We start from the raw sequence: 9,349 nt of genomic DNA, 5'->3' as shown, positions 1-9,349 counted from the left end.
GCTACTCGGCGGCTTCGGTCTCGTTCGGGTCGTCGGTCTCTGAGCCGCCGTCGGCGGCGACCGTCGCGGGGTCGTTCCCAGCCGGCGGCGCGTCGAGCCACTCTTCGGCCCACGCCTCGATCTCGTCGAAGACCGGACAGAGCGACCGGCCCTTCGGAGTCAGCGAGTAGAACGTCGCCACCGGCGCGTCCTCTTCGAGTCGCCGGTCGACGAAGCCCAACTCCTGGAGATCGTCGAGGACGCGCGAGAGCGTCCGCGAACTGGCGTCGGTCGAGCGCTTCAGCTCGTTGAACCGCTTTTCGCCCTCTTGGAGGTCGTGCAGGACGATCAGGCGCCACTGCGAGCCGATCTGTTCCAGCGAGTCGATCACAGAGCAGGGTTCGTCGTCGGATTCTGGGGACACGGGCGTCACCTGGTCACCCGTTCGTCCGCGAAGGTACAAACCCTTTCGCCTCTATAGTAGGTATCACAGCGATACCGGGTCGGCGGCGAAGCGTCGCCGCCCCTCGCCTCCACACTATGCAAACCACTGGAATCCACCACGTCACCGCCGTCGCAGGTGATCCGCAGACGAACCTCGCGTTCTACACCGAGGTCCTCGGCCTGCGGTTCGTCAAGCGAACGGTCAACTTCGACGACACGACGACGTACCACCTCTACTACGGCGACGAGACGGGCACGCCCGGCACGGCGCTCACGTTCTTCCCCTTCGACGGGGCCCACGCGGGCCGTCCGGGTCGCGGCCAGGCCGTCGCGACGGCCTTCGCCGTCCCCGAGGGGGGCCTCGACTACTGGGCAGACCGCCTCCGCGACTCGGACGCGACCGTCGGCGACCGCGAAACGCGGTTCGGCGCGGGCGTCCTCCCCTTCGAGGACCCCGACGGCCAGCCGCTCGAACTGGTCGAGGCCGACTCCCCGATCGAGCCCTGGTCGGAGGGCCCCGTCCCGGCCGAACACGGCATCCGCGGCTTCTTCGGCGTGACCCTCCACTCGGCGGAGCCCGAGGCGACGGGGAACGTCCTCGACGTGCTCGGACTCACGCGCGTCGGCTCCGAGATCGAGCCCGACGACGGCGCAGAGCGCGTGCGGTACGCCGCCGACGGCGACCGCGCGACGGTCGTCGACGTCCTCCACCGGGGGCCGCCGCGCGGCCGCCCCGGCGTCGGCACCGTCCACCACGTCGCGTTCCGCGCGGCCGACGAGGACGAACAGCTGGCCTGGCGGGAGGAACTGCAGGACGCGGGTCAGTTCGTGACGCCCCAGAAGGACCGCCAGTACTTCAAGTCGATCTACTTCCGCGAGCCGGGCGGGATACTCTTCGAGATCGCCACCGACGGGCCGGGGTTCACCGCCGACGAGTCGGTCGCGGAACTCGGGTCGGAACTCAAGCTCCCGCCGTGGCTCGACGACGAGCGCGGGCGGATCGAGGCGGCGCTGCCGCCGCTCGGAGAGCCCGGATCGATCGAGGGCGACGAGACCGAAAGACCGACGCCCGCGACGGACGGAGGTGACGGCGAATGAGCGGATCCGATCCCCACGCCGACCAGCCGATCCGGACCGCCGGCGTCGCGCCCGACGAGGCGGACGCGGCGGTCGTGCTCGTCCACGGCCGCGGCGCGCGCGCCGACGGGATGCTCCAGTTCGCCCAGGAGTTCGCCCGCGAGGGCGTCCACTACGTCGCGCCGCAGGCCCAGCGCGGCACGTGGTACCCGAACCGCTTCGTCGCGCCGATCGAGCAGAACCAACCCCATCTCGACTCCGCGCTCGCGCACGTCGGCCGCGCCGTCGACGAGGCCCGCTCGGGCGGGCTCCCGCCCGAGAAGGTGCTTCTGGTGGGCTTCTCGCAGGGGGCGTGTCTCGTCTCGGACTTCGTCGCCCGCGACCCGGAGCGCTACGGCGGGCTCGTCCTGCTCTCCGGTGGGCTCATCGGCGAGGAGGGCACCGACTTCGACTACGCGGGCGACGTCGACGGGATGCCGTTCTTCCTCGGCGTCAGCGACGACGATCCCCACATTCCGATGTCGCGGGCGGAAGCGACCGTCGAGGTGTTCGAGCGCCTCGGCGCCGACGTGCGCTTCGACCGCTACCACGGCCGCGGCCACGGCATCTTCGAAGAGGAGATCGAGTACCTCGGCGACCTGCTCTCCGAGGTCGCGGGCGCGTAGGTCCCCGACCGAACCGCAGCGTTCGGAACCTCTTTGGGCGCCTCGGCCGACTGTCCGGGTATGAGCGACAGCGACGGACTCGACGACGAGACGCTGGAGAAGTACCGCGAGGCGGGGAGCGTCCTCCGGCAGGTCCTCGACGAGGCCGCCGAGAAGGTCGAGCCCGGCGTCACCCACCTGGAGGTCGCCGAGTTCGCCGAGGAGCGGATCCGCGAGCTCGCCGACGGCTGTGCCTTCCCGGCCAACATCAGTGTCGACGAGGAGGCCTCTCACGCGACGCCCGGCCGCGACGACGACACCGAGTTCGGCGAGGAGCTGGTCTGTCTGGACTGCGGCGTCCACGTCGACGGCTACATCGCCGACGCGGCCGTGACGGTCGACCTCTCGGGCAACGCCGAACTCGTCGAGGCCGCCGAGGAGGCGCTCGACGCCGCGCTTGAGGCCGTAGGACCGGGCGTCCAGACCGGCGAGGTCGGCACCGCGATCGAGGACGTGATCCGCAGCTACGGCTACACGCCCGTCCTCAATCTCTCGGGCCACGGGGTCGCCCAGTACGACGCCCACACGGGGCCCACGATCCCGAACCGCGGCACAGAGCGCGGCGTCGAACTCGAAGTCGGCGACGTCGTCGCGATCGAGCCGTTCGCCACGACCGGGAGAGGAAAGGTCTCGGAGGGCTCGAACGCGGAGATCTACAGCCTGGAGAACGACCGCTCGGTCCGCAACCGCTCGGCACGGCAGGTCCTCGATCAGGTGAAAGACGAGTACAAGACGCTTCCCTTCGCCGCCCGCTGGCTGGAGGGCTCCCGCGCGGAGATGGCGCTGCGCCGCCTCGAACAGCAGGGCATCCTCCACAGCTACCCCGTCCTGAAGGAGGATGACGGCGAACTGATCAGCCAGGCCGAACACACCGTCGTCGTCACCGAAGACGGGTGTGAGATCCTGACCGAATGACCGAGCCCGACCGGGACCAGCTCTTCGCGCCGTGGCGGATCGAGTGGGTCGAGCGCGACGGCGACGAGGACGACATCGACGGCTGTCCGTTCTGCGTCCTGCCCGAGCGCGACGCGGACAGGGAGAGCCGGATCGTCGCCCGCAGCGAGCACTCGTTCGTGATCCTGAACAACTACCCGTACAATCCGGGCCACGTGATGGTCATCCCCGAGCGCCACACCGGCGAGTGGGGATCGCTCTCGGACGCCGAACTGCTCGATCACGCCCGGCTCAAGGTGGCGACGATCGACGCCCTGGAGATCGGGCTCGGTCCGGACGGCGTCAACGCGGGCGAGAACCTCGGCGGGTCGGCCGCGGGCGGGTCGATCGACGACCACGTCCACACGCACCTCGTCCCCCGGTGGAGCGGCGACACGAACTTTATGCCCGTGATCGGCGACACGAAGGTCATCGTCGAGGCCCTCGACGACACCTACGACCGCCTCCACGACGCGTTCGCGTCGCTGTCGGCGGCCGTCGACGAGGAGTACGCCGACGACCCCGAGCGCGCGGTCCGGCTCGATTTCGACGTCTGACCGGGGCCGATTTGCGCTTGCCCCGGCCCTCACAGTGGGTGGGACTGGAAGGGGCCGCGCGCTCGACTCGCTGCGCTCGCTGCGCTCCTCGTCGCTCACGTCGTTCGCTCCTGCGGTGCTTGCGTCGCGCGTCTTCGCCGAGCGCGCGGGGGCTTCCGAGGCCGTCGCTGTCGCGTTCACGACTTCATCAGCGAGGAAATCACAGTAGTACAGGATCGAAGCGCCTTAGCCGTCCGCCCGAAACCAACGACCGATGAGCGACGACCGCAGGCGCGTCGTCCGCCGCGTCGGGGCGATCGTCCTCGCCGTCAACCTCGCGCTCGTCCTCGCGAAGGGCGGGGTCTGGTGGGTCTCGGGGAGCCTCGCGGTCGGCTCCGAGGCGGTCAACAGCCTCGCCGACAGCGTCTACAGCATCGTCGTCCTCGCGGGCCTCTATCTCACGACCCAGCCGCCGGACTTCGAGCACCCCCACGGCCACGAGCGCATCGAGCCGTTCGTCTCGCTGTTCGTCGCGGTCGGCGTCTTCGCCGCCGGCGGCGCCGTCCTCTGGAACGCCACGACGTCGGTCCTGAACGGCACCTACGGCGTCGACGGCGGCGCGGCCGCGGTCGTCGTCCTCGTCGGCACCGCGGGCGCGAAGTACGGCCTCTACCGCTACTGCCTCCGGATCGGCGAGGAGCGTCACTCGCCGGCCGTGACCGCCGCGGCGCTCGACAACCGCAACGACATCCTCACCGCGGCCGCCGCGCTCGTGGGCGTCCTCGGCGCGGCCGCCGGAGCGCCGATCCTCGATCCGATCGCGGGCGCGGTCGTCTCGCTCGGCATCTTCTACACGGGCTATGAAATCGTCCGCGACAACGTGAACTACCTCGTCGGCGCCGCGCCGCCCGAGGAGCTCCGCCGGGAGATCATCGAGCGCGCGCTCGCGCACCCGGAGGTCCGCGGCGCCCACGACGTCGTCGCCCACTACGTCGGCCCCGAGGTGGACGTGAGTCTCCACATCGAGGTCGAGGGCGATATGACCCTGTTCGAGGCCCACGATATCGAATCCGAGGTCGTCGAGGCCGTTCGCGCGATGCCCGAGGTCGACGACGTGTTCGTCCACGTCGATCCGAAGGAACTCGGCGAGTGGAAGCCCGACCCCGAGGCCGACCGGCTCGCCGGGATCGACGACGATCGCGGCGCTGACGGGAACGACGGCTCCGACAGCAGTGAGGCGGACGCGACGGCGGACGGAAATTCGTAATCGGCAGCCGATCAGACCGGCTCGCCGAACGCGTAGACCGTCTGGTGGCTCGTGACCTCGACCTCGACGGTGTCGCCGAGTTCGATCCCGCGTTCCGAGGCGTTCTGGACGATGATCTGCCGGTAGGCCTCGTCGCGGCACTTCACCGAGTCGCCGGTGCCCTCGCGGACGGCCACGACCTCCCTGGTCTCGCCGACCATCGACTCGTAGGCCTCGGCGACGACGTCCATCTTCAGTTCGGACATCTCCTTCGAGCGCTCCTTCTTCACCGACCCGCCGAGGCCCTTCAGGTCCGCGGCGTCGGTGCCCGGCCGCTTCGAGAAGCGCGTGATGTTCACCTTCTCGGGTCGCACTTCCCGGAAGAGCGCCATACTCTGGGCGTGGTCGTCGTCGGTCTCGGTCGGGAAGCCGACGATGAAGTCCGTCGAGAGCGTCCAGTAGTCCAACTTCCGGTCGAAGGTCTCGACGATCTCGACGAACTTCTCGACGCGGTGTTGGCGGCGCATATCCTCCAAGACGGTGTCCGACCCCGACTGCACGGGGAGGTGGATGAAGTTGTAGAGTTCGTCGTGGCGCGCGAAGACGTCGGCCAGTTCCTCGCGGATGCCGTGGACGCCGCCGGGGTTGGCCATCCCCAGCCGGACCCGGAAGTCGCCGTCGATCTCGGTGCAGATTCGATCCAGCAGTTCGGGGAGCTTCCGCTCGCCCTCGTCCCAGCCGTAGACGCCGGTGTCTTGGCCGGTGATTCGGAGTTCCTTCGCGCCGGCGTGGACCAGCGCGCGGGCCTTCTCGACGTTCTCCTCGACCGGCGGGGAGTCGACGCGGCCGGTCGCGAACTTCGTGATGCAGTACGAACAGTTCGAGAGACACCCGCGGGCGATCGGGAGGATGCCGACGACGCCGTCCAGGACGGGCTCGGTCCCCGGCCCGGGGGTGGGACACTCGCCGTTCGTCACGGCGGCGGGGACGTCGTCCCAGTGGAGGATCTGCGCGTCGACGTCCTCCTCGCGGAACTCCTCGCCCTGGGCGAGCGCCATACAGCCGGTGATGATCAGGTCCGCGGTCTCGGATTCGAGTTCTTTGGCCCGGCGGAGCATGTTGCGCTCCGTCTTCTCGACCACCGTGCAGGTGTTCATAATGGCGACGTCGGCCGCCTCCGGGCCGTCGACGGGGTAGTGGCCGGCGTCGCGGAGCGCGCTCTCGATCTGCCGGCTCTCGCCGCGGTTGGAGGTGCAACCGTACGTCTCGATGTGGTATCGGGCCATTCGGTCGGTGGAGGTACCGGATCCGCGGGCAAAAGCGCGACGGTTCGGCCCACCGCGGCTGCCGACCCTCCTTCGCTTAGCCCCGCAACGCTTCGACGGGCGGGTCGTTGGCGGCCTTCCACGCCGGATACAGCCCGCTCAACACGCTGGCGACGACCGCGAAGCCGAAGCCGAGGATGAGATAGCGGATACTCGCCCACCCGAACACGAGCGTCGCGTCCCCGACCAGGACCTCGAAGGCGGCGAGGCCGACCCCAAGCGACAGCGCGGCGCCGACGACCCCGCCGATGACGCCCAGGAACGCGGCCTCGGCGAGGATCATCCGCAGGACCTCGCCGCGGCGGATGCCGACCGCGCGGAGGACGCCGATCTCGCCGCGGCGCTCGATCGTGCTCATCAGCATCACGTTCAGGATCGCGACGCTCGCGACGACCAGCGAGATCGAGCCGATGCCGATCAGCGCCAGATTGAGCGTGTTGAGGAACGACCCGACGTTCTCCTGGATGCTCGCGAAGCTCGTCACGCTCAGGATCTCCTCGTCGCCCTCGTTGAACCGCGTCTCGATGGCGTCGGCGATCCGCTGGGCCTCGTCGCCGTCGGCGGCGACGATCGTCACCGAGTCGTAGTGCTCGTCCTCGTCGAGCGCCGAGAGCGGGAGCACGAGTTCGTTGCCGCCGCCGAATCCGCCGCCGCCGGACTCGATCAGCCCCCTGATCCGGTAGAGCTGGCCGTCGTACTCGACGGGGTCGCCGAGTTCGAGGCCGAGCCGCTGTGCGGTGTCGTTGCTGAGAAGCGCCCCCGACTGGAGGCGATCGGGGTTGTCGCCGGTCGAGACCTCATACAGCGTGCTCGCCTGCGTGATGCCAGTCACGGTCACGAACGTCTCCCGGCCGTCCCGCGCGGTGAGCGTGGTGCTGTTTGACTTCTCGGGGACGACGGCGGCGGTGCCGGCGACATCCCGGATCCGGTCGACCTGTTCGTCGGTGACGCCGTCCGTGGTGCTGTCGACGCCGGATCTGATCGTCACCTCGTCGGCGATCCCGCCGAGGTCCGAGGTCGCCTGCTGTTGGATGGCGACGCCGGCCATCCCGAGCGACGCGATAGCGACGACGCCGATGACGATCCCCAGCGTCGCCAGCGCCGTCCGCACGCGGTTCCGGCCGAGGTTCCGCCAGGCCATCTGGACGCTCGGGAAGCGCCACAGCAGATCGGCGATGCTCACTCCCCGATCACCCCGTCGACGAGGTTGACCTCGCGGTCGGCGTACTCCACCAGCTGCTCGTCGTGGGTCACGGCGACGATGGCGATGTTCTCTTCTTCCTTGAGCCGGGTGAGTTCGTCCAGGATGGTCGCGCCGGTGTCCTGGTCGAGGTTGCCGGTCGGCTCGTCGGCGAGGAGGATGTCGGGCTCGTTGATGAGCGCGCGGGCGATGGCGACGCGCTGCTGTTGGCCGCCGGACAGCTGATCGGGCGTGTGGTCGAGCCGGTCGCCGAGGCCGACGCGCTCCAGGAGGTCGACCGCGCGGTCGCGGCGGTCGACGTCTGTGTCCCACATCGAGGGGAGTTCGACGTTTTCGGTGGCGGTGAGCATCGGCAGGAGGTGGAACGCCTGGAAGACGAAGCCGATGCCCGAGCGGCGCTCCTCGGTGAGTTCGTCCTCGGAGAAGTCGGTCACGTCGTGGCCGTCGAGGTGGACCGTCCCCTCCGAGGGCGTGTCGAGCAGGCCGATCATATTGAGCATCGTGCTCTTGCCGGAGCCGGAGGGGCCGATGACGGTGACCATCTCGCCGCGGTCGGCGGTGAAGTCGACGCCTTTCAGCGCCTCGATCGTCTCCTCGCCGCTCCGATAGCGCTTCACCACGCCGTGGAGTTCGATGACGCTCGCGCTCATCGCGCTCACTGCCGCCAGCGGTAGAGCGCGATACCCCCGACGACGACGAGCACCGCGACGGCGCCGCCGATCAGCGTCAGCGGGGGCCCGCCGGAGCCGCCGGACGGCCCGCCGCCGGGACCGCCTCCGCCGGGTGCCTGACCGGCGCCGAAGCCCATCGCCGGCGCGGGGTCTATCTGTAACCGTTGGGTCGTCGTCACGCGCTCGTTGTCGACGATGTAAGTGATCTCGACGGGGACCGAGGAGACCGACGCGTTCGGCGGCGTCGACGCGGTGAGCTCGAAAGTCGCGAACTCGCTGCCCTCGACCGCGCCGACGAAGTACTCGCCGGCGGGCGCGGTCGGGCTCACCGTCTCGGTGTCGGGGATCCGCACCAGGACCGACTCCGCGTCGGTGGTGCCGAGGTTAGCGGCGTCGCCCTCGATCCGCAGGCCGCCGCCGGTCTGTGTCGCTTCGACTCCCGTCAGCCGGATCTCGCCGAGAACGGGCGCTGCCTCGTCGAGGTCGACGTCGAGCGTCGTCGTATGTGATTCGCCGGCGGCGGCGTACCGCGCGGTGACCGTCATCCGCTCGGCCGCGACGTCGTCGGTGTCGAAGACGGTCGACCGGCTCGCCTCCGGCCCGAGATCGAAGACGAAGTTGCGCTCGATCTCCTCTCCGTCGGCGCTGGCGACGAGCTCCACGTCGGTGAGGTTCGTGTTCCCGTAGTTGGTGAGAGTGACGCGCGTTCCTGTGCCGTTGGCCTGATTCGTCGCGGCGAGGTCTGCCTTCACCGCCGGCGCTTCCACGTCGATGTAGACCGGGTAGGTGTAGCGTTCGTACGAGCCGCCGCCGTACCGGACGGCCACGTTGACGGTGAGCCGCTTTTGGCCCGGCGTCTCGAACGTCGTCGACACCGGAACGGTTACCGATCCGCCCGGCGCGACAGAGCCAAGATCTTCGACCCTGGCGTATTCGTTGATAGATCCCCTCCCGCGGACGTAGATGTCCGTGATCCTGACGGTTGCGTCGCTGTTTTCGAGGTTGGAGATGGTCGTCTCGATGGAGACGCGCTCGCCCGTGACGGGATCGTCCGGCGTCACCGTCACCGACGACATCTGCACTGCCGGGGCGGCTGCAGCCGGCGTCACGGCGACGCCGGCACCGCTGATCAGGAGCGACGATACGACGACTGCGCGGAGGATGGAGGACCAATTCATCGTTGAGGGGCGTACGTCGTGGGGGCTACGTCGTACTCTACGCCCCGTTTCGACT

General features: G+C 69.4%; 10 protein-coding genes. 5 read left to right on the top strand and 5 right to left on the bottom strand.

From position 1 onward, the window contains the following. Window position 1 precedes the first annotated feature (1 nt). Window positions 2-403: a winged helix-turn-helix transcriptional regulator gene (locus OS889_RS14535; RefSeq protein ID WP_372391630.1), complete on the bottom strand. Its 402-nt coding sequence runs from the start codon at window positions 401-403 to the stop codon at window positions 2-4. A 116-nt stretch (window positions 404-519) separates the two neighbouring features. Here OS889_RS14535 and OS889_RS14530 point away from each other — a divergent pair, with 116 nt between their 5' ends. From OS889_RS14530 to OS889_RS14510, 5 genes are all read left to right on the top strand, one after another. Further along, a complete protein-coding gene (locus OS889_RS14530) occupies window positions 520-1,521 on the top strand; it encodes a ring-cleaving dioxygenase (protein ID WP_372390968.1) in 1,002 nt (333 codons plus the stop codon). Continuing rightward, complete coding sequence (locus OS889_RS14525) at window positions 1,518-2,165, top strand: alpha/beta hydrolase (protein WP_372390965.1); 648 nt, start codon at window positions 1,518-1,520, stop codon at window positions 2,163-2,165. Before OS889_RS14530 ends, OS889_RS14525 begins: the two co-directional genes overlap by 4 nt. A gap of 60 nt (window positions 2,166-2,225) precedes the next feature. After that, complete coding sequence (gene map / locus OS889_RS14520; RefSeq protein WP_372390963.1) at window positions 2,226-3,119, top strand: type II methionyl aminopeptidase; 894 nt, start codon at window positions 2,226-2,228, stop codon at window positions 3,117-3,119. Then, window positions 3,116-3,694 (top strand): HIT family protein, encoded by a 579-nt coding sequence (locus tag OS889_RS14515; RefSeq protein WP_372390961.1) that lies wholly within the window; start codon window positions 3,116-3,118, stop codon window positions 3,692-3,694. Before map ends, OS889_RS14515 begins: the two co-directional genes overlap by 4 nt. Before the next feature lie 253 nt (window positions 3,695-3,947). Next, complete coding sequence (locus OS889_RS14510) at window positions 3,948-4,940, top strand: cation diffusion facilitator family transporter (RefSeq protein WP_372390959.1); 993 nt, start codon at window positions 3,948-3,950, stop codon at window positions 4,938-4,940. Between the two features lie 11 nt (window positions 4,941-4,951). Here the strand turns inward: OS889_RS14510 and OS889_RS14505 are convergent, their stop codons facing one another. The 4 genes from OS889_RS14505 to OS889_RS14490 form a co-directional block, all read right to left on the bottom strand. Then, complete coding sequence (locus OS889_RS14505) at window positions 4,952-6,205, bottom strand: tRNA (N(6)-L-threonylcarbamoyladenosine(37)-C(2))-methylthiotransferase (RefSeq protein ID WP_372390956.1); 1,254 nt, start codon at window positions 6,203-6,205, stop codon at window positions 4,952-4,954. A 76-nt stretch (window positions 6,206-6,281) separates the two neighbouring features. After that, entirely contained in the window at window positions 6,282-7,427 is a 1,146-nt protein-coding gene (locus OS889_RS14500) for an ABC transporter permease (protein WP_372390955.1), read from the bottom strand. Then, window positions 7,424-8,095, bottom strand: coding sequence for an ABC transporter ATP-binding protein (locus OS889_RS14495; RefSeq protein ID WP_372390953.1), 672 nt, complete (start codon window positions 8,093-8,095; stop codon window positions 7,424-7,426). Before OS889_RS14495 ends, OS889_RS14500 begins: the two co-directional genes overlap by 4 nt. A gap of 5 nt (window positions 8,096-8,100) precedes the next feature. Beyond that, the gene (locus OS889_RS14490) at window positions 8,101-9,294 is read right to left on the bottom strand and encodes a COG1361 family protein (RefSeq protein ID WP_372390951.1); all 1,194 of its coding nucleotides are present in this window, start codon (window positions 9,292-9,294) and stop codon (window positions 8,101-8,103) included. Window positions 9,295-9,349 lie beyond the last annotated feature (55 nt).

Origin of the sequence: Halobellus sp. MBLA0158 (assembly GCF_041477585.1) — an archaeon.
GTDB lineage: Archaea > Halobacteriota > Halobacteria > Halobacteriales > Haloferacaceae > Haloquadratum > Haloquadratum rubicundus.
Note: the sequence above shows the minus strand (reverse complement) of the source record. Positions and strands in the feature narration are given on the sequence as shown.

Coding starts and splice junctions, on each gene's coding strand:
- OS889_RS14530 (WP_372390968.1), top strand. CDS start 520: ATGCAAACCACTGGAATCCACCACGTCACCGCCGTCGCAGGTGATCCG.
- OS889_RS14525 (WP_372390965.1), top strand. CDS start 1,518: ATGAGCGGATCCGATCCCCACGCCGACCAGCCGATCCGGACCGCCGGC.
- map (WP_372390963.1), top strand. CDS start 2,226: ATGAGCGACAGCGACGGACTCGACGACGAGACGCTGGAGAAGTACCGC.
- OS889_RS14515 (WP_372390961.1), top strand. CDS start 3,116: ATGACCGAGCCCGACCGGGACCAGCTCTTCGCGCCGTGGCGGATCGAG.
- OS889_RS14510 (WP_372390959.1), top strand. CDS start 3,948: ATGAGCGACGACCGCAGGCGCGTCGTCCGCCGCGTCGGGGCGATCGTC.
- OS889_RS14505 (WP_372390956.1), bottom strand. CDS start 6,205: ATGGCCCGATACCACATCGAGACGTACGGTTGCACCTCCAACCGCGGC.
- OS889_RS14495 (WP_372390953.1), bottom strand. CDS start 8,095: ATGAGCGCGAGCGTCATCGAACTCCACGGCGTGGTGAAGCGCTATCGG.
- OS889_RS14490 (WP_372390951.1), bottom strand. CDS start 9,294: ATGAATTGGTCCTCCATCCTCCGCGCAGTCGTCGTATCGTCGCTCCTG.